This window comes from Geomicrobium sp. JCM 19039 (genome assembly GCF_000698145.1).
Classification (GTDB): domain Bacteria; phylum Bacillota; class Bacilli; order Bacillales; family Marinococcaceae; genus Geomicrobium_A.
The window spans coordinates 73,516-98,957 of sequence record NZ_BAXB01000014.1; the positions used below are offsets into that span (position 1 = coordinate 73,516).

Here is a 25,442-nt window from a genome sequence, read left to right on the forward strand (position 1 = left end):
TACAATGGGGATGGATATGATTATCATCATATTGATTGGTGCACTCGGTGCACTTCTTTCCAATCGTAATATCGCGGTCTTTAACGATGGGTTGCGTCCAATCGTCTCTGAGCATATTGAAGGGACGATGAGTCGTCGTGATCTTGGGTTAACTGCTTTTGCGATGAGTTTTGGGCTCGTGATTGGCTTTGGAATTCCATTTACGTTAGCGGCGAGTATTATTCTCGTTCATGCAATTTTTCTAGGAACCGATATTATCGGCCTGATGACACCGAAAAACCGATGGGGCACTGCAGTGGCAGCTGCCGTCGGGGGTGCTTATGGAGCAGGGATTCTTATTGGGCTTGAAGCTTTTGTACAACTGTTCGAATACTTACCTGTGAATTTCCTTGAACCGCTTGAGCAAGTCGGGAACCCGGTCGTTGTTGCGTTCATGGTATTCCCAGCCTTAGCGGTTGCTTTCCAATTCGGCATTAAAAAAGGTATCGTAACCTTTGCGGTTGCAGCGATTGTCAGACAACTTGCCGTTTGGCTCAATGAAAATGAACTTATTGCTTTTGGCGATTCGGTCGTCGCTTTGAACCAGGAAGGGATGGCGCTTATTGCCGGAATGACCTTTCTGCTCGTCTTTGCGATGAAAGAAAAGCCAGAAGAAGGTGGCTCTGGCATTGATTTGGCAAGTGTCTTTAGTGAAAAAGTAAAACGCATAAAACAACATGTTATTTATTTCATGATCATTGGTGGTCTCATCGCAGCTGCGACGAACATGTGGTTGATGGCAGGGGACCCAATTTCACTAAGTGTCCTTGCTGAAGGAAATCAAACAGATGCCGGTATAGCGGCGGCAGCGCGAGCGCTAGGGTTTATTCCACTTGTTGCGAGTACTGCTATTGTGACTGGGGTGTACAGTCCAGTTGGATTTACGCTCGTGTTCGTCGTTGGTTTGTTCGCACCGAATGTATGGGTAGCGGCGATTATCGGTGCACTCGTCATTATGGGTGAAGTATTCTTGCTCAATGCGATCGCCCGCTTTATGGATAAATATCCGGGCATCCGTAATTCTGGAGAGAATATCCGCTCAGCGATGACGAAAGTGTTAGAAGTGGCGCTTCTCATTGGTGGTGCAAATGCCGCCAATGCCATTATGCCAGGCTTTGGTTTCTTCTTTATTGCCGGCTTGTACTTGTTAAACGAAGCCGGAGGCAGACCGATCGTCGGCATGGCCATTGGGCCTATTGGTGCGATTGCCATCGGTATACTTGCAAACATTTTTGCAGTCATTGGGCTAATGTAAAGGAGATGATGAACGTTGATCCAAACGGTGACAGGGCGAATTACGCCAGAAGAATTAGGGGTTTGTGCAGCGCACGAACACTTGACAATTGATTTATCGAGGATGAAAAAGACCCGGATACTTGCTTGGATGATCCGGACGGGATGGTAAAAGAATTGATCGCCTTTCGTGAGGCAGGCGGAGAATCAATGGTAGAAGTAACCAATGATGGCATGGGGCGGAATACGCCCCTGCTTGCCGACTTGAGTCGAGAAACTGGCGTGAAGATTATAGCGAGCACAGGCTTTTATAAAGATCCTTACCTACCGGAATTTACCGCAGGATGGGGGGCAAAAGAATTTGCGCGCCACATCGTTTCGGAAATTCGTACAGGTATTGACGGTGTTTTTCCGGGCGTCATTGGTGAAGTCGGTACGAGTCATGAGGAAATGAAGCCGATCGAAGAGCAACTCCTACGAGGAGCTGGGATGGCTGCCATCGAGACAGGTTTACCTGTAACGACACATACAACACTTGGAACGCTTGCACGAGAACAGATCGATTTGTTTGATCAGATTGGCGTGCCGATGTCCCAAGTCATCATCGGTCATCAAGATTTGAATACAGATTTTTCATCCGTTCTTTATGCGGTACAGGCGGGTGCATATGTGGCTTTTGATACGATTGGAAAGACGAATTATCGTCCAGACGAAGACCGTCTCGACAGCCTTCTTGAATTGTTAAATCAAGGGTTTGGGTCGCAAGTGTTGCTTTCGGCAGACCTTACGAGAAAATCACATTGGAAGAAGTATGGTGGACCAGGGTACGGGCTTGTACTTGAAGGTTTTGTTCCCCGCTTATTGTCCGCAGGACTTACAAACGAGGATATAAGAAATTTATTTGTCGACAATCCTGCTTCCGCTTTTTCTATAAAGGAGTCGTGACGGATGTCATCTATTTTACGAACGCTTAGTATCGAAGAAGCAAAAGATATGCAATTTCGTTTGGTCGAAACGATGAGTCGCCATTTTAACGGAGAGACGATTTTTCAAGGTGGTGATCTGGGCGTACACCCGAAGTTCAAGCGACCAAAGACAACCGTACAAGTGGAAAACATGTTAGCTGACTTCTTTCAAAGTCAGTCGGCGGCACTCGTCCGTGGGTCAGGGACAGGCGCCATTCGGACAATTTTGGCGGCGCTTTTAAGCCCGGGGGATACGATTTTCGTCCATGATGCACCGATGTACACAACGACGAAAGAAACCTTTCGTATGTTAGGCTTTCACACGGTTGTTGTTGATTTTCACAATACAGAGAAGCTGAAGACGGTACTAAGAAATCAAGAAGCACAGTTGTTTTATATACAACATGCTCGTCAACAACCAGAAGATACGTATGACTTAGAAAGGGTCATTCAAACCGTGCGAGAAGTGTCTCCCAATTTGCCAATTGTTACGGATGATAATTATTGTTCCTTAAAAGTTCCTGCCATTGGTGTAGAGCTTGGCGCTGATTATTCAACGTTTTCTGGTTTTAAAGTGCTCGGACCTGAAGGGATTGGTGTGATCGTCGGAAAGCGTGAAGGAATCGATGTCGTTCATGAACGGAATTACTCGGGTGGAGGGCAAGTCCAAGGACCTGAAGCGCTTGACTTGATGCGAATGATGACGTTTGCCCCTGTGTCACTTGCGGTACAGAACGAGCAAGTCGAAGCGTTGCACAAACAACTAAATGATGGGGTGATTCCGGAGGTGAGGGCGGCGTACATGACGAATGCGCAATCGAAAAACGTCATTGTTGAATTAAAGGCCCCCATCGCCAAAAGAGTGATTGAGCGTAGCGGGGTGCATGGCGCAGCTGTCTACCCTGTCGGTGCTGAATCTCGATATGAAATTTTGCCTATGATTTACCGGGTATCCGGCAGTTTTATTGCCTCTCACCCCGAATTGGCCGATTTCGGTTTGCGCATCAATCCGATGAAATCTCACGCACAACATATTTTAGATATCCTGCGTCGTGCGCTAGATGATGTCCAGGAGGAATAGCTCATGTTTCTCGAAGCGACAAAAATAAGAAATCCAAATCTCATTCATTCAGCTGTAGATCTTCACCAAGCGGCAGATATTCCACCGAACACGTATGTGATTGATATGGATACGGTTGCCGCGAATACGCGAGCTCTTGCTGAAAAGGCACGAGAGCATGATTTCTCATTGTACTTTATGACAAAGCAGCTCGGGCGTATCCCTAAGCTTGCACAATGGGTCGCCAATTACGGCATTCAAAAAGCGGTCGCCGTAGAATGGAGCGAAGCCTACCGGCTGCACCAGAATGGCATTGCCGTCGGGCACGCCGGTCATCTCGTTCAACCAGGCAAGCATCAATGGCCGGACCTTTTGAAGATGAACCTGGAAGTGGTCACCGTTTTTTCGGCAGCACGTGCCGCGCAAGTGTCAGCGGCAGCCGTATCTCTTGGCATCGTGCAACCTGTATTGTTGCGCGTCATGGAGCACGGGGACCGCATTTATCCATCTCAAGAAGGTGGATTTCAGTTGGCGCACTTGACTGAACAATTGCCACAACTTCTCGCACTACCTGGCATTCGTATCGAAGGGGTCACATCGTTTCCAGCCCTTGAATTAAAAGAGAATCAACAACTGGTGCCGACGACGAATGTTCATACGTTGCATCGCGCGGTGGCGTTATTGCAAGACGAGGGCATTGATGTCAGGCAGGTAAATGCGCCAAGTGCCACGAGTTGTGAGACGATCCCGATGCTCAAAGAATTAGGGGTGACACACGGTGAGCCAGGCCATGCGTTGACCGGAACGACTCCGTCCCATGCGGTGAACTTTCATTTGGAAGAAAAGCCAAGCCTTGTTTATGTGAGCGAAGTATCCCACGACCACTATGTCATTGGGGGAGGGTTCTACGAGCGCGGCAATATTGAAAGCGCATGTGTAGGGGCTGCGAGCAGTGACTTACGAACCGTACGGGCGAAGCAACCGAAGATTGGGTATATCGATTATTACGGCTCTCTAGATGAAAACGAAGACTATGCTCCTGGGGATAGCGTCGTGTATGCTTTCAGAACGCAAATCTTCGTGACCCGTGCAAATGTTGCTCTCGTGACCGGGATCCAAGCAGGAAAACCAAAAATTGTCCATTTTGAAAGGAGGTATTAGACGTGGCGAAAGCAACGTTGCTCGTGTTGGACGGGTTTGGTGTCGGTGCGATGGAGGATTCACCAGATTCAGGTGCGAATACGTGCAAGCACGTCGGCGCTCAGCTACCTGCTTTACATCGGATGGGGCTAACCGCTGTTACGGAAGGGAAGCCGAGTAAAGTGGCAGCCTACGGTCGATCCGCGTTGGCTCATTGGGGTGCTGATACGTACATGGGGCATCAAGAATTGGTCGGGACGATCCCGAAACGCCCGCAACAAAGACTGATGAAGGATGTTCATCAAACGATTGCCGCAGCACTTACAAGAGCCGGTTACGATGTCCAGTATCCGTGGACCGGTCGCCCGATTCTGCTCGTTGAACAATTCATTCTGGTCGGTGACAACCTAGAGTCAGCATATGGCAATATCATTAATGTAACTGCAGATTTACAGCAAATTTCGTTTGAAAAGGTACGAAGCATAGGTCGATGCGTTCGTGAATCGGTGGATGTGAGTCGGGTCATCGCCTTTGGAGGACCGAACACGTCGATTGAGCGTATTCTGTCTGTCGTGAAAGAAAACGAACCTGGGCAATGGGGCGTAGACACACCCAAATCCGGTGTTTATGGAGAAGGGTACGAAGTTTATCATATGGGATATGGCGTAAATATGGCCGGACAATTTCAGTCCATTGCCGAAAAGCAACAGCTTCCCGTGTTTCGCATCGGAAAAACCGCAGACGTTTTGCACGGTGGTGGGTACGCCAACCCTGTTGTGGATACGAGCAACGTACTACAAACATTAGTTGAGCAATATGAGAAGGCACATACTGATGCTGCCTTCCTTGTGAATGTCCAAGAAACGGACCTCGCAGGTCACGCCGAAGACGTTCAGTGGTACCGGAGTGTACTCGAGACGGTCGATCAGTGGTTCGAAAGTTTCCTTGCCCTCATGAAGCCTGAGGACATCTTAATCATTACCGCTGATCACGGCAATGACCCAACGATTGGGCACTCCCGCCATACCCGAGAGTATACACCTATCCTCGTTATCGGTGAACAAATCTCTCCAGTATCCATCGGCACTCGCACAACGATGGCCGACATTGGAGCCACACTTGCTGAGTACTTTCAATTACAAGCGACCGAATCTGGTCGCAGCTTTTTAGGGGAGATGAAAAAACATTCAAATAATATGGGATGAGGTGCAGGATTTCCGCCGTTTTTGCAAGGCCAGAAAATCGGTCGACGTGCTCCAAGGATGAGCGATTCTGTTTACAAAATGGTTCGATTGGAAACAAAATTACCCATCCGTGAACGGTTTGGCTTCATTATAATGCCAATCGATGGACTTCTCGTTGCATACAGCCGTTTATGGAAGCCGGTCGTGAGAGCTACACTCGCTTAGTATCGAGTGTAGCTCTTATCTGGATCGCTTTTCACGATTTTCAGCATGTGCGGTAGTAGCGTCCGCTCATTTTTGGGGATTTCTAGGAGGTTGGCGATCTAGATCGCTTCAGAACACCCCAGCTCACCTAATAACCGGTGATCTACGAATACTCGTTTCTACACCGAAATTCAATCCTATTTATTCATATAAACCTGAAGAGCTAGCAACCATCGGCACCGGAGGTGCCGAACAAAAACCGAACGGTCTTTAGCCATGAATCGTACTGACGATTTGTTGGTTTTTGTGAGCGAAGAGAGTAATCAAATTTTTTACGCTGAGCATAAGGTAAAGAGGGTTAATACAGCTACTAACTTCAGGAACGAGTTATATAGTTGCCTCGCAGAATCTCTCTGAGGTTACTGAAAAAATAGCGCCTCATGCTCTAACTTACTTGTTAACGATAACAATCGGGTCCGTTCTATTTGGGAATTTCAGTAACATGGAGCGTTGTGAATGTAAATTATCCCATCGTAGACATGGTCTATGCGGGCAAACGATACGAGAGCGTCACTCTCTAAACAAAGAAATGCGACCAGCACTTTTCAGTTGGTCGCATTTCTTTTATATTCGTTCCCGGTTTAATTACTTCATACAAATTTTCCCGATTGGATCTTCAAAGTCTACCAATTTTAAAGGTTGGAAGATGGTGAAACCCTGGCAAAAACGAACTGCAAACGCTCAGTTAAGGCAGCATTATCCATAAGCTTGTTAAGAGTGTGGACGAGCCGGTATTGATTGTTCACTTACTATTATTACTACGTTATAATGAATGAAAATTCTAACTAGGTGGTCATCATGAACGAATACATTGCGGCCTTCGATATTGTTCGACATCTGTTAAAGGTGTACTAGAAGGTGTGGTCATGTCACTTCGCCAAACGATGGAGAAACTCATTGGGCCTGTTAATCGAGATGCTTCAATTGTTCTCATCGGTGGTGGGACGAGGCCTGGCGTGTGGTGTCAAATGGCGGTGGATGTGTGGGGGGTGAGTGTGCATGTGCCAGAACAGGCACAGTATTTACCTGCAATGGGCGCGGCATCATTAGAATTTGTCCATTTAGGCTGGTGTGAGAATCTCGAGACTTTCAACGAGCGTGTAATTAAAAATAGACCGAACCATGTGTATGACCCGTGCTCCGCCGCTACCCAGATTTATGAACAACGTTATGGAAAGTTTCTGCAATTGTACGTGAAGGATGAATAAAGTAGGGAGGAGATTGCATGCTTTTTGCCATTATTGCACTGGGCGTTCTTCTGATTATTGTTGCGACAACTGTGTTCAAGCTTCATCCATTTTTGTCTCTGTTACTCGGAACATTATTCGTCGGTTTTGCCTCAGGAATGTCATTTGATTTGGTCGTAGAGAGCATTAACGACGGTTTCGGAGGTGTTATCGCTAATATTGGGTTAGTCATCGTATTTGGTACCATTATTGGTGTCATTTTAGAGAAAGCAGGGGCAGCGTATCGAATGGCCGAAGTCGTTCTTCGTGTTGTTGGGCCGAAGCGCCCTCAACTAGCGATGAGCTTAATAGGTTTCATCGTATCCATTCCCGTTTTCTGTGACTCCGGTTACATCATATTATCGAGCTTAAAGAAAGCGCTCGCAAAGCGGCTGAAAGTTGCAATTGCATCGATGGCCGTCGCCCTTGCAACAGGACTTTATGCCACACATACGCTCGTGCCACCAACACCCGGTCCCATTGCCGCCGCAGGAAATATTGGTGCGGAACAATACTTAGGGACAATCATTTTAATTGGATTTCTTGTCGCCATTCCAGCCACGTTTGTCGGTTACTTATGGGCAGTAAAAGTAGCGTCAAAAATTGTTGTTGAAGAAGAGGAAGAAGGTGGACAGCTTGATTATGATTACGATGAAGTTGTCCGTTCATTCGGCAAGATGCCATCCACATTTGCGTCGTTCTTACCGATACTTTTACCGATCATCCTTATTGGTGTTGGCTCCATCCTTGCAGTGATGGAAGCTACGGGAAGCGTCGCCGCTTTCTTTAGTTTTCTCGGAGAGCCGATGATTGCCTTACTTGCTGGCGTTGTTGCGGCATTGCCGTTACTGCCACACTACAATGATGAAACGCTCACAAAGTGGGTCGGGAAAGGGCTGGTTGATGCGGCACCCATCCTTTTAATCACAGGGACTGGCGGTGCGTTCGGTACAGTCATTGCCAATTCAGGAATTGAAGAGCTCATTCAGAATTGGGAATTTGGAACGGTGTTTACGGGCGCTCTGTTCTTGCTCATCCCATTCATCATTGCTGCATCACTAAAAACCGCCCAAGGCTCATCCACATCAGCCCTTGTCATTACATCATCCCTCGTCGCCCCGATCTTGCCAGCAGCAGGAGTGAAGGTGCCGTGCCATTAGCCCTCGTTGTTATGGCCATCGGAGCCGGTGCCATGACCGTTAGCCATGTGAATGACAGCTACTTCTGGGTCGTCAAAGAATTCAGTGGCATGCATATTAAAGACGCATATAAAGCGCAAACAATGGCGACATTGCTACAAGGCATTGTTTCAATATGTGTCGCGATGTTGCTTTGGTTGTTGTTAGTGTAGCGGTCGTAGGAGCATAGAGGATTTGAATGAGTAGGGGATAGGTGAACAATTGATTAATCTATAGTGTGATTAAATTTCTACTCAGCAACTGGTATATGTGTCATAATTAATCTCCCCGCTTGCCAATTTGACAAGCGGGGAGATTAATTAGTGAGTAAAATATTTTAGCCTATTGCTACTGGATAAGCTCTAGAATCATTGGAATATAACGTGATAGGTTTTAATTTCGTAAGGTTTTAGGTTTGTAGTAAGTGATGCTGTTTTTTTAACATCTCCCACAGGATTCTCCATGAGATCACATTCAGTCCAAGATTGGATGTTGAAATCACTTCTTATGATTAGAGAATTACTTTGCCCGCTGTATTCGTGGAATCTTAATATAACACCTTCCGATTCTTCAGCTTTTTTTACGGCATCTACTTTCACATTATGTTGATTAAATATAAAAAGATTTTGTTCAGAAAGCTCTGACTCACCTGCAACAGCCAATAATGGGTTATTTAAGTCCCAAGCTGCGACCGTTACTTGTCCATCATACCAGTCCCCTTCGTGCGGAAGTAGAGAATAGGTGAATGTGTGATTGCCTTGATCCTGTGTAGGATCAGGAAGAATAGAAGATTTAATTAATGAAAGCCTCATTATGTTGTCCTTTATATCATAACCATACTTACTATCGTTTAATAAACTTACACCATATCCTCTCTCAGAAAGGTCAGCCCACTGATGACCGACGGTTTCAAATCTCGCATAGTCCCAGCTTGTATTCCAATGTGTAGGGCGTTTGACATTCCCGTATTGTATATCGAATGTTGCCTCTGTGGATCTTATGGATACAGGAAATGCAACTTTTAATAATTGATTTTGTTCGTGCCAATCGATATGAGTAATAAAATCTATCCTACGGTGGTTGGCGTACAATGTTAATTTTTGTTCAATCTGTGAGTGGTTAAACGTCCATTTAAATTTAATAATCGTTGCAAGGTTTCCCGACTCAATGACACGGACTTCATCCAAATTTGCGATTTGATAATATTTTTCTCTATGAAAAATATCAATATCCCAAGCATCAAAATTAAGAGGTTTGTCTTCAAATACTTGTAGAATATTTCCATGTCCATCAAGTATCTCTTTATGGTTTTCAATATCATAGAGTCGGGTTAAATGTCCTGAAGAGTTCCATTCTATTTGATAAAATGGCGTTGTCACTCCATCTTTTTTATGAGAGAACATGTTTTCATCTTTTGTTTGTGTGGTGCCCTCCTTAAAAGAGATCATTGTCGTACCTAGAGATGGAAGAGTGCTGGTCTGAACTAGCCATCCATCTTCTATTCTTTGTGAAGTGAGTTTAGCTCCGTCAATACTGTAAAACGTGCCATCACGATTAGAGTGATCTAGTATTTGTACGTTATGTGGTTGAGTGAAAGTTGAACTATTGTAAATGGTAAACGTGTCGACTTTATCTTTAACGATTGTGTGATTCAAAGTTTGCCATGACATATTGACAAGTTCCTGCGCGTCATTATATTCAATAGCACTGTCTTCGTAGACTTCCTGAATGGAAGAGCCTGGGATAATATCATGGAATTGATTGCGAAGGATAATGTGCCAACCATCATCAAGATTCCTTAAGCTTTCGTTATCCCATTGTCGAGTGTGAAGGTTCGATAAAACGCTCAACCATTCCGTATTTCGATAATGGATCTCAAGCTTGCGATTCATTTTTTTGTTGTGCGCTTGACTTGTATATGTGCCGCGGTGGTATTCCAAGTACAACTCGCCGTCCCATGTGTGAATATATTCTTTCGATTGGTCGACTGTATCGTGAAGGGCATTGAAATAATCATCGACACGACTCGGTTTGATGTTGGGCAGACCAGGAACTTTGTCTAACCGACGTCGCATTTCCAGCATCTCACGATTTACGCCGCCACCACCGTCGCCATAACCATAGGACATGAGCAAATCTTGGTTAATTGATTTATTCTGATACGCGTTCCATGCTTCATCCATGGCTCTTGCATCAATTACGCCATTGTAGTTATATCGATAGTCATGATTGCCTGTGCCAGGGTTTGGTGTAGTCATAAAGTGAGTAAGAATTTCTGTGCCGTCAATACCTCTCCAATAGAAAGTGTCATGCGGCATACGATTGTACTGGTTCCAACTAATTTTTATCGTCATGAATGTTTTGATTCCGGATTTTTTTAGAATTTGAGGCAGTGCCCATGAATAGCCAAACACATCGGGTAACCACAAGTAAGGTTGTTCTTCAATGCCGAATTCGTGCTTAAAGAATTGCTTGCCTTTGAGCAGTTGACGGGTTAAGGATTCTCCTGAAGGAATATTACAATCGGACTCCAGCCACATCGCTCCGCCTGCTTCCCATCTACCTTCCTGCACTCTTTTTTTAATCTGTTCATAAATCTCAGGATAATCTTCTTTCATATAACTGTAAAGCTGAGGCTGTGACTGCATAAAAACGTAATCAGGATACTTCTCCATCAGGCGTAGAACCGTACTGAAGGAACGGGCACTCTTTTCCCGAGTATGTTTTAATCTCCACAGCCAAGCAACATCAATATGTGTATGACCGATTCCGTGAATCGTTACACCGTGAGGATGATACAAATCTTTAACTGTTGTGTGTAGTTCATTTGCAGCACATGAAATGGATTGATAGAAGGTTTCACTGCCTGGATTTGTCCAATCTATCTGGTAAAAAGCTTGATTCAATGCGCTCAACAACTTAGAATACTCGAGTTGAGTGTCGGGAATTTGATCAATGGCCTGGATGACAGCCTTCGACATATAATAAAGATCATCGGTTACTTCATGAAGAACGGCCATCTCCGCTTGTTTCAATTGATGAGAGAGTGCTTCCTGCTTTCCGGTCATGCCATCCAATCCTGTCCATAAGCGGAAATGAAGAGTTACTTCTTCATTCGGTTTCACATCTGGGAAAAAGACTTCCTTATGGTTGGAGTCGACTCCTTGAAAAGGAACTCCATTTACGAATAGAAGTGATTCAAAGCCGGAGTTATGACCGGCACCGGTCTTTCCAAAATCAAACAGTCCGACGATCGTTTTTTTGCTCCAATGTAGAGGCACGGTAAACGAGGTGCTAAGCCAGACATATTTGTCTCTACCTTCCCAGTAATCACCCAGGAATGCAGGCGTCCACTCAACATTTTCCGGCGGATACGCAAAATCTTCTTCGTTTTTTTCTTCATAAATAGTTAAGGATTCAAATGTTTGTTGATCTGAATAGCGAAATTGAAGAAGTTCTTCGATTCGTTGCGTGAGTTTTTCTTTCGTTAGCCACATATAGATTCCTCCATCGCTGTTTATTCTTTAACTGCACCGGTCGTCAGTGCGCCTACGATATATTTTTGTAAAAATACGAACAAAATGATGACAGGCAATACGGATAAAATACTACCCGCTGCCAAGTAGTGTGTAGTGATGGCTTGTTGTGTGGATTGCAAATTCATGACGCCGACAGATACGGGGTACATGCTTTCATCATCTAGTAGAATAAAGGGGATGACGAACTGTGACCAGCTTTGTACGGCTACTAGAATCGTTACGGATGCAATGCCTGGCAAACTGCAAGGACGATAATTTTTGAGATAAGTTGACTGCGTGTACATCCATCAATAATGGCAGCTTCATCTAACGCAGGTGGAAGTGTATCAAAATGCCCTTTTAAAATCCACGTTGCAAGTGGCAAAACGACAGCGACATACACGAGGATGAGTACCCAGTATTGATTCAGCAGTTCATAGTTGGCTAGAATACGGTAGAGTGGAATCGAAATGACAACCGCTGATATCATTTGTGTCATGAGAATGGTGATCATAAGCGGACGCTTATAACCGAACGTAATTCTTGAAAGGGCAAAAGCAGCCGGTATGGCGACGAGTAACGTGACGATGACCGTAAAAAATACAATAATACCTGAGTTGGCAATGTACTGAAAAATATTATTGTTTTGGATGACGTGTACGTAATTCTCGAATGCCCAAGCACTCGGTATGAGTTCGGGAGGAACAGTAAATAACGATTGTGAATCTTTTAACGATAGTGAAACGGTCCAAAGAAGAGGAAACAAAAAGAACAGCGTAATGACGATAAAACAAGCGTATAGGCCAACATTTCCAAGTTTGTAGGCTGTGCGCTGATTCATTTAGGATCGCCCCTCTCTTCCTAAGATTTTCAAGTACACTAATGTCATAATTATATTGATGGTTAGTAACACAACTGCAGCCGCCGCACCTTGTCCTAAATTAAACTCACGAAATATCAAATTATAAATACTGAGCGCAATGATTTCTGTACTTTGCCCCGGTCCGCCACCGGTTAATGCCATGACCATATCAAAAGTATTGAACGTATCAATTGAAATAATTACGAGGTTAATCATAATGATTGGTGCTAGGATTGGGAGGATAATCTTTGTTAAACGCTTGATAGCGTTAGCCCCGTCAATTCTGGCTGACTCCAATATATCTTTAGGTAGCGTCTGTAACCCACCATAGATAAGAATCATGCTAAAGGCCGTTCCGCGCCAGATATTTGCCAGGATGACCGCAACCAATGCAAAGGTTGGGTCGGAGAGAAAAGGCACGGTCGTTCCGCTCACCGTTGAAACAAAGAAGTTTAAAATACCTGCTTCCGTTTCGTTATACATAATTCGCCAAATGACGCCGATGACAACACCGGGAATAGCCCAAGCAGTAAGGACAGCAGTACGTACGGCAATCGTTCCCTTCAGATTTCTCTTTTGTCCTTGATCAATGGCCAGAGCAACCAATAATCCTAAAATTAATTGAAAGCTGACACTGAATACGACAAATAGGAGGGTAATCCACATCATGCGTTGGAAGCCTGGCTGATTAAAAAGGCTAAGATAAGATGAAAGGGTGTAGCTATAGTTCGGATCGACAAGTGTAGAGTCTGTGAAACTCAACCGAATAATTTCAATAACTGGAAACAAAAAGACCACAATTAAAATCAGCAACAACGGCACAAGCCAAGGGAGGGGAGACTCCCTTAACTTGTTACGGGGCTTCAAAGGCTGATGTGTGCTTACTTGCGATTGCATAGTTTGACCCCCAAAAAATTAGTGTACTGCATCCCAGGCATCATTTAGTGCTTCCTCTGGTGTTTTGCTTCCGGAGATTACACTGGAAATAGCAATTTGCATCTGATTTGAAATGGCATTGTAGTGCGTAGATGCGGGACGAACCTGTGCGTCATTTTCTAAGAAATCACGATATAAGTCGGTGAATTCACTACCTTCATAGAGCTCGTGGTCAAAGACAGATTCACGTGAAGGGAGTCCGCCATAGACTGTGCTGAATTGGGCCATGCCTTCTTCGCCTGTAAACATATGTTGAATTAATTCAAAGGCTGCACGCTGCTTATCAGGGTCTTCGGTGAAAATCCCCCATGCCCAGCCTCCGGCGCTCGTCGCAGGTTCAGCGGATTCATCTAGCATAGGCACCGGAGCGACGTCCCAATTGGCGAACTCTTCTTCACCTAACACCTCTTTTAGATAGGAGTCTTGCCAGTTGCCACCGATAAACATCGCGGTGTTACCGGTTGCAATTTCTTCATTTAAATCGTTCTCCCCCCCATAACCGGCAACACGTTGGGGAAGTGCGCCCGTTTGTACGGCTTCATCAACTGTTTCGAGAATTTGCAACATGATATTACGATTATCACCTTCGCCAAATACGGGTTCACCATCATCATCCACAAGCTCTCCGCCCATTCCCCAGAACAAAGGCCACAAAGTCGTTACTGAAGTTCCTTCGTTTCTACCGCCGGGAAGCATGATGCCACTATAGCCTTCGTCTTGTATTTGTAAGCCAACTTCAATAAGTTCATCCAAGTACTGGGTGGTTCTGGAATGACGGAAGTATCGTAGAACAAAACTCTCGTATCCGTATTCATGTACAAACCGTAAATCGTACCATCATCATCCGTAATGACGTCTTGAGCAAACGGCATGTAATCTTCGACGTTGACATCGTATTCGTCAAATAAATCGTTTAATGGTTGCAAATGTTCGTAATATTGAGCGAATAAATAACTATCAATCGGAGCAACGTCAGGGGCTCGACCTGAATTCGCTTGTTCTAACAACCGTGACATTGCTTCGTCAATATCACTGGACTGCAAGTCATAGCTCACATTTACATCGGGGTTTTCGTCATGGAAGGAATCAAGTTGTCCTCTCAAGTATTCAGCATTCCCTTGTGTTGGTGCTTCAGGAGAGTAGCCCGTAGTCGTTTGCCAACGAAGGTCAATTTGGTCACCACCGCTAGAAGACTCCTCATCGCCATTGCAGGCCGCTAATGTAAGAGCAGCAGCTGAAAACATCATGAAGCCTTTTTTGGAAAATCCCATTTTACATTTCCCCCTTATCATTATTGCTGCTTAAATGCTTCTTTAAGAACCACTGTCGCAGCGCCTAACCCTTCACTAATGTCGCCGAATTTTGCCCGCTTGATTTGTACGCCACGAGCAGTTTCTTGAAAGATCCTACTCAGCGCAGTTTCTTTCACCCAGCCGGTGTATTGTTCGAGTTTGTCATTAATCCTTCCTCCAAGAATGACTAGCTCAGGATTTAGAAAGTTAATCTTATCTGCAAGCTTAATGCCCACATACCTTGATGAATCTTGAAGCAAAGAGAGACAAAGATCATCACCTTGAAGTGCCGCATCTAGCACTTCTTCCAAGCCTAAATTGTTGTCAATATGTGCAATCGTTGTTGGGCAGCCCTTTCGAACTTCAGTTAGTGCTTTGCGCACGATTGCATTCCCCGAAGCCATCACTTCAAGGCAGCCGTAGTTTCCGCAATTGCATTTCAGTCCGTTCAGGTCAATCGTTCCGTGGCCAATCTCTCCAGCGACTTGAGTGGCTCCTTTATAAACCTCGCCTTCCACTAGAATTCCGCTTCCAATACCCGCATCTACCATTACATATAAAGCATTCATAGAGTTGCGTGCAATTCCATAGTAGTATTCGCACATCATTGTGCAGTTGGCATCTTTTTCAAGTTGAATTAAAAGTGGAATTCTTTCATGTAAATACTGAGTAATTTTAACGTTAATCCAACCTGTTAAGTTGGGAGGATTTAATATGATTCCATGTTCTTCATCCAGCGGACCAGGCGCACTAATGCCAACCCCTAAGATCTGGTCAAAAGAAACCATTTGACTTTCACATATCGAATAAAAAGTAGTAATCATATGATCCAAAACCTGATAAGGATCATCCTCAAGGTCAAAGGTAAGTAAATCTTTCGCCAACACATTCCCTTGAAGCGAGACTAAAAGACAAGTGAGTGTTCCGTAACCGATGCTCACGCTGAAAATACGGTAATGACTTTGATCAAGTTTATAGATGCTCGGCTTTCTTCCTCCGCTGGATAGCGCCAGTCCACTTTTTTCTATCAATTTCTTTTCTTGCAATTCAGACAGTATATTTCCGATTGAAGCAATCGTTAATAGGCTATGTTGAGCCAATTCTTGCTGCGTTCTTCCTTGAGGGGAGAGAAGTAAGTAGTTCAGTACATTTTCTCGATTCATGCTTTTCACAGTACGTTGTTGCAGATCCATCACCTACCCGCCAAAAGATATTAAAATGATTTTAATATGTTGAAACAAATCATAACGTAAGCGGTTTCAAATTTCAACCAGTAAATCAAATATTCTGTAAAATCCAGAGGCTTAATTCAAAATGTAAGTTGGAACAACAAGTAATCGTCAAAAGCAAGACCGAAAGGAATAACTTCTTAAAATAATTTGTTTAAGTTCTATGCTTATCATCTTTGCATTCAGGCTAGTTCACGATTAAATGATTAGGTATCAAAAGCCAATAATGCGTATCATTCAAAAAAAGGAGATAATAAAATCTTGCTATCATGATTGGGGAAGGTATTATATTATGAAAGGCATCTGTAAATAAGAAAAATTCTCGCATGCGAAGATATAGGGCTTAAGGCAATTCTCCAACTAGCTTTGGTATTGATTCAAATGACAGCCATTAACAGCTCTGATGGGCTTGACTTATATAAAATTGTAAAATGAATATATTAATTTAAATTAGAATATTTTTTATATTTAAAGGTGGGAATACCATCGAGCATCATTTTCTTATGAATTCACCTTTGTTAACAATTCGCTTGCTGGCAGCACCGTGAGGTAAAGAAGATCGCTCTCCTGATGCAATAACATGATTAGCTTTAATGGCTTCGGCTCCATTCTTTTTCATGTGATACTCTAATTCTAACCCAATCTCTAACTCTGACATTCCAGGTTTTATAAACCCTAAAATATATTCAAAAGCTAAGTCATATAGTCTGATGCCTTCCCGAATATTTGCGATCTCTGTAGGGTCTTTTATTTTTCGAATAGACATAATCGATGCATCGATAACATCCGTTTGAAAGTTAGTGATCTCACGGTTGAAATAATTATATGTAGAAAGATCTAACGTCCCTTCCACGCCAACTCTTCCATCAATAAGACGTAATTCTTGGTAAACAGCCTCGTTTAACAAACCCCCTTTATGTTCAATTAGTTTAGCATGATCACTTGCCTGTGCTTCTGCTTGTTGGATGTAGCGAAAGTCGGTAAATAATAGCACACGGTCTTGTGAGATGAGCAACGCACCACTGTAACCATTGAAATTAGTAAAATAGCGACGGATTTAAAGAGAATAAATGAGTGTTGCAGCAATGCCTTCTTCTTGCATAATTGAACGAAAATTCGAAATTCTTTTGTTGGTATACAATCCAATCACTCCTTTAGTTACTTATATCAAAATGTTATATAGATAAAACATTTATTATGCAAACAATCTTTTAATTATTCATTTATAGAAGGTGAGAGCACAATACTTACCCCCACACCATTGCAGAAACTAAACAAATCGAGCCCTATCCATTATAAATGGTTAGGGCTCGATGCATTATCCGACAGCCAACTTCTTCTTCGCCTCTTTACGCTTGGCGTGCAAGATGGGTTCGGTGTAGCCGCTTGGTTGCTCGCGTCCTTTAAATACGAGGTCGCAGGCGGCTTGGAAGGCGACGGAATCGTTGAAGTTTGGTGCCATGTTGCGGTATTCTGGATCGCCTGCATTTTGTTCGTCAACGACCTTTGCCATTCGTTTCATTGTGTCCATAACTTGCTGTTCGTTCGTGATGCCGTGGTGTAGCCAGTTGGTCATATGTTGGCTCGAGATGCGCAACGTAGCCCGGTCTTCCATGAGACCAACATCGTTAATATCAGGAACCGTTGAACAACCGACACCTTGTTCAACCCAACGTACGACGTATCCGAGAACGCCTTGCGCATTGTTGTCCAGTTCTTTTTGGATGTCTTCTGCTGAAAATGTTTCAGTCGTCGTTGGGATTTGAAGAATGTCTTGCACATAATCTTCGGTGTTCGTCTTACGTTCATCTTGAATGGTGCCGACATTAATCTGATGATAATGCATGGCGTGCAAGCTAGCGGCTGTTGGCGAAGGAACCCAGGCAGTGTTTGCACCGGCCTTTAACTGTCCGCCTTTTTGTTCCATCATGGCGTTCATTAAGTTTGGCATCGCCCACATGCCTTTACCGATTTGAGCTTTGCCTTGAAACCCGCTTTGTAGTCCAGCTTTCACATTCGCTTTTTCATAAGCGGCGAGCCACGATGTTTGTTTCATGTCATTTTTGCGGATCACATAGCCGGCTTCCATCGACGTATGAATTTCATCACCGGTTCTGTCGAGAAATCCAGTATTAATAAAGACGATCCGCTCTTTGGCCGCGTTAATACATGCTTTCAGATTCAGCGTCGTCCGGCGCTCTTCGTCCATGACACCGACTTTTAGCGTATTTCGCTCGAGACCGAGCACATCTTCAATCCGGTCAAACAATTCGTTTGTGAACAGGACTTCGCGAGAACCGTGCATCTTCGGCTTCACGATGTACACCGAGCCGGTTCTTGAGTTTTGTAGTTGCCCGTTCTTTAACAAGTCATGTTTCGCGATTAGACTCGTCATCACCCCGTCCATAATGCCTTCTGGTGTTTCATTGCCGTTTGCGTCAAGCACAGCATCGGTCGTCATCAGATGCCCGACATTGCGGATGAAAAGAAGAGAACGGCCATGCAGTTCTAAGCTTTGACCACCGCGCGATGTGTACGTGCGGTTGCCATTTAGCGTTCGGGTAACATCCTTACCGCCTTTCGAGAATGTCGTCTCCAGTGTGCCTTTCATAAGACCGAGCCAGTTGCGATACACGAGTATTTTATCCTCAGCATCGACCGCAGTGACCGAGTCCTCACAATCAATAATGGTCGTGATCGCCGATTCGATCACAATGTCTTTAACGCCTGCTGAGTCATCTTTACCAATCGGGTGATTTCGGTCAATCTGCACGTCAAGATGACTGCCATTATTTACAAGCAACAGCGACTCCGGCTTTGACTCGCTGCCTGTATAGCCGACAAACTGATCGGCATCTTTTAATGAGAGCAACTTGCCATCAGCTGTTTCAAGGACGAGTGCCCCGTTCTCAATCCAATAGGAGACCACATCTTTGTGACTCGTGCCATCCACCGGGACCGCCTCATCCAGAAACGACTTCGCATAATCAACGACTTTATTTCCACGAACAGCATTATACGATGTGCCCTGTTCCGCCCCTGCTTCCTCAGAAATAATGTCGCTTCCATATAACGCATCATACAAACTACCCCAGCGCGCATTCGCCGCATTCAGCGCATAACGAGCATTATTCACCGGGACGACAAGCTGCGGCCCCGCCTGTGCACTCACTTCAGAATCCACATTCGCCGTTGTAACCGTCACATCTCCAGGGTCTTCCTCGAGATACCCAATTTCTTTTAAATATTGAAAATAGGCAGTTGACTTCTCTTCGCCAGGGTGGGCGACATGCCACTCATCTAACTTCTTTTGCAACGTCTCGCGTACCTCTAAAAGCTCAGCATTCCTCACACTAAAGTCATCGAGTATTTTACTGTAATCTGTCCAAAATTTTTGTTCATCGAGGCCCGTGCCTGGGATTACCTCTTCGTTCACAAATGTGTATAAGTCTTCCGAGACTTGAATAGTAGCGATTTTTTTATAGGACATGTGTGTGCGCTCCTTTATCATATTCTAGTTAAATTTTATAATAGTTTATCAAATAACGGAAATACATGTATCGAATGAGTATTATGCTTTTTAGTTATGGACTTTCGTTTGGCGATTCTGTATGGGTCTTTGACAAGTATATAAGAATAAGAGAATATGAAAGCGTTATCATTATTTCCTAGGGGGGAAGGAACTATGGAACTGGGTATTGGTGTGCTATCGATGTTGGCACTCTTACCGATTATTGTTGTTTTTGTGTTGATCGTTGCCTTGAATTGGTCGGCAAAGAAGGCAATGCCGGTCGCACTTATTTTAACCATTTTGCTTGCCATTTTCGTTTGGGGAGCAGAAACTGCGCAAGTGGGCGCAGCTGTGATCAACGGGATTGTTGCCGCTTTAGAAATTTTATTTATTGTTTTTGGGGCGATTCTTTTACTTAATACGCTCAAAGAAACAGGGGCATTGCAAACAATTCGATCTGGATTTACGAGCATTTCTCCAGACCGAAGAATCCAAGCCATAATTATTGCTTGGCTGTTCGGATCATTTATTGAAGGTTCTGCAGGGTTTGGAACGCCATCAGCGGTCGTTGCGCCACTTCTTGTTGCGATTGGATTCCCGGCAATGGCGGCGGTGTGTGCTGCACTCGTCATTCAAAGTACGCCGGTTTCTTTCGGGGCAGCAGGGACCCCAATCCTTACAGGGGTAGGGTCTGGGCTTGGCGGACAAGACAACGTCATGGCCGCAATTGGTTCGATGCCTTACGACGACTACGTTTTTTCCATTGGAGCCCAAGTCTCTGTCATCCATGCGCTTGCAGGCATTTTGGTTCCTTTGTTAATGGTCGGGCTCATTACGCGATTTTTCGGAAAGAATCGTTCGTTCATGGAAGGGTTTAAAGTGTGGAAATTTGCAATATTCGCAAGTTTAGCCTTTACCGTTCCTTACGTCATTATTGCGCATACGCTAGGGCCTGAATTCCCATCGATGCTTGGTGGACTGATTGGTTTGTTGATTGTTATCCCAGCAGCGAAAAAAGGATTTCTTCAGCCGAAAGAGGAAGATGTATTCCAATTTGAAGATCGAAAATATTGGCAACCTGAATGGATCGGTTCGTTACAGGATGCTTCACTTAAAGAAATGACGGGAAAGAAGATGGGACTTTTGAGTGCCTGGTCACCGTATATTGTCGTCGCCGTATTGCTCGTGATCTCGCGGACGATCGAACCAGTGAAACAGTTTTTGCAGCAACCCGCGCTCACGCTTGAGTGGGCGAATATATTCGGTACGTCGATTACAGCGGATGCATCACCACTATTTATCCCCGGGACAATATTTATTGTCGCGTCCGTATTTGCTTATTTTGCGCACTCTCTAAGTAAACGAAGAGGAGCGTACAAACAAGCATGGGTGGACACATCCAAAACGTGGGTGCAAGCCGCCGTTCCGCTACTGCTAGCGGTCCCGATGGCACAAGTGTTTATCAACTCAGGATCCGAAGTGTACGAGAGCATGCCGCTCGTCCTTGCCGAAGCGGCCAATACCGCAGTAGGCGACGTCTGGCCATTGTTTGCGCCCGTCATCGGTGCCTCGGCGCTTTCTTTGCAGGAAGTAATACGGTGAGCAACATGATGTTTGCCCTCTTCCAATTTGGAGCTGCTGAACAAATGGCTCTTGATGCGAGGGGAGCGGGAATTGTCGTTTCCTTGCAAGCTGTAGGAGGAGCGGCAGGCAACATGATCGCCGTGCACAACGTCGTTGCCGCAGCAGCTACGGTGGGTCTCATCGGAAAAGAAGGATTAGTCATAAGAAAAACCCTCATCCCGATGTTTTATTACGTCGGTGTGTGTGGCCTTATCGGAATGGGGCTCGTTGCGATGCATAGTGTAGGTGGTTTTAGCTTCTGGCTCATTGCCGCACCGCTCTTTGCCATCATTTACGTAATCGTTCTAAGCCGGATAAAAGGCAACCGACCGCCAAGTGTAGGCGGTGGAAGATCACTTGATACGTAATGATGGAAAAGCCGCCTGAAGTTTCCAGGCGGCTTTTTTTATTTGAATGGCCATGGTCGTGGGTGGGGGGAGGGAGGTCTCGCTAAGGCCCCATAGGGGCCGACAAGTTGCTAGGTCTTCAGGTTGGAATTTGCGCGAAACTAGGGCGCACAATTGACGAGCCCACACCGAGACCGGCGTGGGTTACAGCATCTATGCGGGTAAACCGGGCTGACCCTTCTTTTTACGAATGACTAGCCACGCTCCACGCCTCGCCGCTGCCGACAGCGCGTTTTACTTCGCCGCAACGGGCGGGTTTGGGGAACTGTTTGTCGGGGTTCAGACGGTTATTCGGGTTGAAGACGGACCGCACTCGCAACTGGCGCTCAATTTCTTCATCGGTGAAGACGAGGCTCATGTCTTCTTTCTTCTCAATGCCAACACCATGTTCACCGGTAATGGAGCCGCCGACGGCTGTGCAAGCGGCGAGTGTGCGGGAACCTACGTCAATGGCAAGCTCGGTTTCGCCTTCGTTCCTCGCATCAAATAAAATGAGTGGGTGCAAATTCCCGTCGCCAGCGTGGAATACGTTGGCAATTCTGAGACCGGATTCGTCGCTAATTTTTTGAATGTCTTGCAATACTTCCATGAGTCGGCTCCTTGGGATGACCCCGTCTTGCACGAGATAATCCGGGGAGATCGCGCCCATTGCGCCAAATGCCGTTTTTCGATTCGCCCACCATTTGCCCCGTTCCACATTATTTTTTGCAACTTTAATTTCGGTGACGTGGTTCTGTTTGCACACCGCAACCATTTCTTCGATCTGGCTCGTGATTCCTGCCCCGATGCCATCGACCTCCATGATGAGCACAGCTTTTAAACCTTCAGGATGACCGACAGGTTTGGTGGCCGCCTCGACACCAACAATTGCAATTTCATCCATCATTTCAATCGCGGCTGGCACAATCCCGGCACTAATAATGTCCGATACCGCCTGACATGCATCGTCGACCGTATCAAAATAAGCGAGGGCGGTTTCTTTTGCTTCAGGGTTTTTCAAGATGCGCACGGTGATGCTCGTGACGATGGCAAGTGTTCCTTCAGAGCCGGTCAGAAGACCGAGCAAATCATACCCCGGCATATCCGGAGCACCACCAAGTTCAAGAACTTCACCGTCATGCATAACGACCTCAAGACCGAGAATATGATTCGTTGTTACCCCGTATTTTAAACAGTGAGCCCCACCCGCATTCTCCGCAACATTCCCACCGATCGTACAACACGCTTGGCTTGAGGGGTCAGGCGCATAATAATACCCTCGATGGGAGATCGAATTCGATAGCTTCAAATTAATATACCCCGGTTGCACGACTGCCTCACGATTCTCGTAATCAACCGACAGCAACCCCTTCATCCGGACGAGACTAATGATCACTTCCCCGCCATAAGGCGTTGCGCCCGCCACTCAACCCGTGCCAGCTCCCCTTGGAATAAATGGAATCTCATGCTTGTGAAGTAGCTTCACAACCTCTGAAACCTCTTCAGTCGTATGAGGAAAGACGACAGCGAGCGGCATACCCCGATAGACGGTCAGGCCATCACATTCGTACGTACGCAAGTCTTCATCACGATAAAGGATGGCATCTTTTGGCAACACGTCACTTAACCATTTCACTAGCTCAGACTTTTCTATGACTGTGCTCATGTCGACTCCTCCTTCTCATATGCCCAATCGAGCAACTGCATCGTGTGTACAACGTTTTCGCTCCGACCGTATTTCTTTACGCCTAAGGCAATTTGCAGCATACAGCCAGGGTTACCCATCGAGATCATTTCAACGTTTTCTGGCACATCATCGATTTTACGTTTTAATAATCGGCCGGCCATATCAGGGTTCGTCAAGTTATAGATTCCTGCACTGCCACAGCAGCGATCCGCATCTGGAAGATGAACCATTTCTACACCTGGAATTTGCTCCAGCAGTTCACGAGGTTCATCCCATACTTGTTGACCGTGCGCGAGGTGGCAAGCGTCATGATAGGTGATTCTTTTGTTTATTTCTGCTTTTGGCGGCTCATAGCCATAATCATATAAATATTTGGACACATCAATGACGCGTTCGGAGAATGCTTCTGCTTTCTCTCGGTATTCTTCGTCATTTTGGAGAAGTTCAGGGTATTCTTTAAGGGCGCAGCCACAACCGGCGGCATTGACGACGATGTGATCTTCATTCATAAATGCATCGATGTTTTCTCGTGCAAGCTTTTTGCCCATCGCTCGGTCTCCGGCGTGTACATGGAGCGCACCACAACATTTCTGGTTCTTTGGAATGTGTACGTCATGCCCGTTTTTTTGCAGGACACGAACGGTTGCTTCATTCACATCGCTAAACATGACATCCATAATACAGCCCGTAAACATGGCGGCGGATTGCTTGGCAGTTCCTTTCGCAGGCAATTGGTCTGGGTAGGTTTTAAGGACGGGCTTTCCAATTGGCGGCATAATGGCTTCCATATCACTCAAATGTTCGGGCAGTATACGAATGGCTCTCGTTTTGCGGACGGCAAATTGGACACCGCTTTTTTGGTACAGTTTCGTTAATGACCCGAGTGTATGCATTCGCTTTGTATGAGGAAAGATGCCGCGTAAGAAGAGTTTATTCAACAGTGCAGGAACCCTGTAAGTGGAACGGCCTGACGTACTTGGCCTCTCGCTTCTTCAATGAGTGCGCCGACTTGAACACCGGCAGGGCATGCGGTTTCGCATGCGCGACAGTCCAGGCAAGTGAATACCGGGTCAGCAAAGGCTTCGTTCAGCTCGATTTCCCCTTTGGCAACAGCGACAATGGAATGAACACGTCCTCGAGGAGATTGGTGTTCGTGACCGAGCTCTTGGTACGTAGGACAAGCTTCTAGACACATGCCACAATGAACACACGCAGAAAATTTGTCTTCATCAGGGGCGTCTTCCCACAAGTAATTTCCTTTCGGATTATCTGCTTTTTTCACGACTAATTCTGCTAGTTTTGCCATTTACATTCCTCCTACAACACGTGTTGGACTAAGAATGGTGTCTGGGTCAAGTTGATGTTTAATACCTTCGAGCAGCCTCATGTAGGCAGGGGGCTCTCCCCATGGGGCGACCATTTTGCGAACGTCCAGCGGTGCATCGACGATCGTCGCATGGCCCCCAATGTGCTCAGCGTGGGTGCGCACGTTTTGGATCGCCCGGGTGACGTCGGCGGTGTCTCCGCTCAAGTAGATTCGACTCAGTCCGTGTGCAACACCGCCGTGAGCATACACATTAACATCGGTTAAGCGCTTACAATTTTGCAACACATCTAGGACGTGCATGTTTTTCGTTCCGACTTTTAGAATGATCGGGTCGTTGTGAGTAAAGGACAAATCGTTGAAAGATCGCCAATACGAGTGCACGTCTGTGCCGGTTCGTGTATCCACCGTGGCGCTGTTTGGAACGTGTGTATTGACCCATTCAATTTGCGCATGAACGGCTTCCTCAACATCCTCAAACGTAATCAACACGTCGCGAAGGTTGACCACTTCTAGTGTGACCGGCTCCATGTAGCTATTCAGAAGCTTGACGAGAAAAGATCTCATCGCATCTGGATCGCTAAACGTCACGACACATAAAGCAGTAAACTTAGGGATAGGTCGGAGTTTAAACGTACATTCGGTCATAACCGAGTGTGCCCATTGAGCCGATAAAGAGTTTGTTCATATCATAACCGGCAACATTCTTCACGACTTTCCCTCCAGAACGAAGCACTTCCCCACTCGGGTGCGCCACTCGAAGACCGATCACATGGTCGCGCGCA

General features: G+C 45.6%; 16 protein-coding genes and 5 pseudogenes. 9 read left to right on the forward strand and 12 right to left on the reverse strand.

Annotated elements, in window-relative coordinates; translation table 11 throughout:
- Positions 1–4: 4 nt before the first annotated feature.
- The 8 genes and pseudogenes from JCM19039_RS13845 (at position 5) to JCM19039_RS13875 (ending at position 8,462) form a co-directional block, all read left to right on the forward strand.
- On the forward strand, positions 5–1,294 hold the full coding sequence (locus tag JCM19039_RS13845) for a YhfT family protein (RefSeq protein WP_238545057.1): 1,290 nt from the start codon (positions 5–7) through the stop codon (positions 1,292–1,294).
- A gap of 15 nt (positions 1,295–1,309) precedes the next feature.
- Entirely contained in the window at positions 1,310–1,444 is a 135-nt protein-coding gene (locus JCM19039_RS26615; RefSeq protein WP_255343670.1) for a hypothetical protein, read from the forward strand.
- Positions 1,438–2,217 carry a phosphotriesterase gene (locus tag JCM19039_RS13850; RefSeq protein ID WP_238545058.1) on the forward strand — a complete coding sequence of 260 codons (780 nt, stop codon included), beginning with the start codon at positions 1,438–1,440 and terminating at the stop codon, positions 2,215–2,217. The genes JCM19039_RS26615 and JCM19039_RS13850 overlap by 7 nt, the downstream gene beginning before the upstream one ends.
- Positions 2,218–2,220: 3 nt before the next feature.
- Positions 2,221–3,318 carry an aminotransferase class V-fold PLP-dependent enzyme gene (locus JCM19039_RS13855; protein ID WP_042428170.1) on the forward strand — a complete coding sequence of 366 codons (1,098 nt, stop codon included), beginning with the start codon at positions 2,221–2,223 and terminating at the stop codon, positions 3,316–3,318.
- 3 nt (positions 3,319–3,321) lie between these two features.
- Entirely contained in the window at positions 3,322–4,458 is a 1,137-nt protein-coding gene (locus JCM19039_RS13860; protein WP_042428173.1) for an alanine racemase, read from the forward strand.
- Positions 4,459–4,460: 2 nt separating this feature from the next.
- A complete protein-coding gene (locus tag JCM19039_RS13865) occupies positions 4,461–5,642 on the forward strand; it encodes a phosphopentomutase (RefSeq protein ID WP_052398805.1) in 1,182 nt (393 codons plus the stop codon).
- A gap of 1,049 nt (positions 5,643–6,691) precedes the next feature.
- Positions 6,692–7,093: an FGGY-family carbohydrate kinase gene (locus tag JCM19039_RS13870; protein ID WP_255343671.1), complete on the forward strand. Its 402-nt coding sequence runs from the start codon at positions 6,692–6,694 to the stop codon at positions 7,091–7,093.
- A gap of 17 nt (positions 7,094–7,110) precedes the next feature.
- Positions 7,111–8,462: pseudogene (locus JCM19039_RS13875) on the forward strand (GntP family permease).
- Positions 8,463–8,657: 195 nt separating this feature from the next.
- Here JCM19039_RS13875 and JCM19039_RS13880 read toward each other — a convergent pair.
- From JCM19039_RS13880 to JCM19039_RS13915, 8 genes and pseudogenes are all read right to left on the reverse strand, one after another.
- Positions 8,658–11,786, reverse strand: a complete 3,129-nt coding sequence (locus JCM19039_RS13880; protein WP_042428177.1) for an alpha-mannosidase — start codon at positions 11,784–11,786, stop codon at positions 8,658–8,660.
- A gap of 20 nt (positions 11,787–11,806) precedes the next feature.
- On the reverse strand, positions 11,807–12,067 hold the full coding sequence (locus tag JCM19039_RS24815) for a carbohydrate ABC transporter permease (RefSeq protein ID WP_202963201.1): 261 nt from the start codon (positions 12,065–12,067) through the stop codon (positions 11,807–11,809).
- Positions 12,046–12,648, reverse strand: a complete 603-nt coding sequence (locus JCM19039_RS13885) for a carbohydrate ABC transporter permease (protein WP_202963202.1) — start codon at positions 12,646–12,648, stop codon at positions 12,046–12,048. Before JCM19039_RS13885 ends, JCM19039_RS24815 begins: the two co-directional genes overlap by 22 nt.
- A complete protein-coding gene (locus tag JCM19039_RS13890; RefSeq protein ID WP_042428180.1) occupies positions 12,649–13,566 on the reverse strand; it encodes a carbohydrate ABC transporter permease in 918 nt (305 codons plus the stop codon).
- An 18-nt stretch (positions 13,567–13,584) separates the two neighbouring features.
- Positions 13,585–14,897 (reverse strand): annotated as a pseudogene (locus tag JCM19039_RS28010) (extracellular solute-binding protein).
- Complete coding sequence (locus tag JCM19039_RS13905) at positions 14,897–16,090, reverse strand: ROK family transcriptional regulator (RefSeq protein ID WP_042428188.1); 1,194 nt, start codon at positions 16,088–16,090, stop codon at positions 14,897–14,899. Before JCM19039_RS13905 ends, JCM19039_RS28010 begins: the two are co-directional and overlap by 1 nt.
- 529 nt (positions 16,091–16,619) lie before the next feature.
- Positions 16,620–17,183 carry a M24 family metallopeptidase gene (locus JCM19039_RS13910; protein WP_255343672.1) on the reverse strand — a complete coding sequence of 188 codons (564 nt, stop codon included), beginning with the start codon at positions 17,181–17,183 and terminating at the stop codon, positions 16,620–16,622.
- Between the two features lie 261 nt (positions 17,184–17,444).
- Entirely contained in the window at positions 17,445–19,616 is a 2,172-nt protein-coding gene (locus JCM19039_RS13915) for a malate synthase G (protein ID WP_042428193.1), read from the reverse strand.
- Positions 19,617–19,838: 222 nt separating this feature from the next.
- On the opposite strand from JCM19039_RS13915, the pseudogene JCM19039_RS13920 reads away from it, so the two are divergent.
- Positions 19,839–21,628, forward strand: a pseudogene (locus tag JCM19039_RS13920) (L-lactate permease).
- A 223-nt stretch (positions 21,629–21,851) separates the two neighbouring features.
- Here the strand turns inward: JCM19039_RS13920 and JCM19039_RS13925 are convergent.
- The 4 genes and pseudogenes from JCM19039_RS13925 to JCM19039_RS23255 form a co-directional block, all read right to left on the reverse strand.
- A pseudogene (locus JCM19039_RS13925) lies at positions 21,852–23,312 on the reverse strand (FAD-linked oxidase C-terminal domain-containing protein).
- Positions 23,309–24,639 (reverse strand): annotated as a pseudogene (locus JCM19039_RS13930) ((Fe-S)-binding protein). Before JCM19039_RS13930 ends, JCM19039_RS13925 begins: the two co-directional pseudogenes overlap by 4 nt.
- Positions 24,640–25,305, reverse strand: a complete 666-nt coding sequence (locus JCM19039_RS22220) for an FAD-binding oxidoreductase (protein ID WP_081834533.1) — start codon at positions 25,303–25,305, stop codon at positions 24,640–24,642.
- On the reverse strand, positions 25,286–25,429 hold the full coding sequence (locus tag JCM19039_RS23255) for a hypothetical protein (RefSeq protein ID WP_238545059.1): 144 nt from the start codon (positions 25,427–25,429) through the stop codon (positions 25,286–25,288). The genes JCM19039_RS22220 and JCM19039_RS23255 overlap by 20 nt, the downstream gene beginning before the upstream one ends.
- Positions 25,430–25,442: the final 13 nt, after the last annotated feature.